1 protein-coding gene is annotated in these 669 nt (G+C 43.6%); it reads right to left on the bottom strand.

From position 1 onward, the window contains the following. A partial coding sequence (locus tag AC1DND_RS28965) for a glycoside hydrolase family 2 TIM barrel-domain containing protein (protein WP_477586436.1) occupies positions 1–669 on the bottom strand: 669 nt, incomplete at both ends.

The following is a 669-nucleotide window of genomic DNA, read 5'->3' on the forward strand; positions in this document are numbered from 1 at the left end:
GTTCCAAAGGTTAGGCCAGGTATGAGAAACAATATACACCATAGGTTCAGTTTGTTTTGGTGCATAATTTGCCCTGAACATATAAAATACATCAGTAGGTTCTTCCCAAGGTGTAAACATGCCCTTGTAATTTACCGGGCCTACCCGATCCAGATCTCTCAATCCTTCACCACCCTGCACCCTGCCCGGGTTATCGTGTGAGCTATACAACCAGAAAAAATGACCAGCAGTTTTATCTTTTACCGACTCGGCCAAGCGTACCTTAGTCTCCATTAAATCGGTCATTTTGTTCTCCGTATAACCTTTTCCATTGGCATCGGGTTTGTGAAGATCAATTGTTCTCCAGGCACCGTATTCACCAACCAAAACCTGCCGCTGAAGATCTTCTCCATAAGTTAACGGATTACCACCATAGGTGCCGGTCCAGTTTTGGGGAACATCCCAATCCGTTCCTTTTCCGCCATTACAAGTGGTTACTTTTCTTTGTGATGAAGCTGTCGGATCGAGTTTTCTAATCAGCTCTGTACATTCTTTTGCGAAATCTTCAGGCAAAGTACTCTCGTTTTCCAAGCCCCATAAAACAACTGCCGGACTGTTTCTGCGCTCTTTTACCCAGTCTGTTAAAAGTGATTTAAAGTTCTTTCTGAATTCGGGTGTATCATACCAGAT

The sequence above is a fragment of the Pedobacter sp. 01N416 genome (assembly GCF_056399685.1).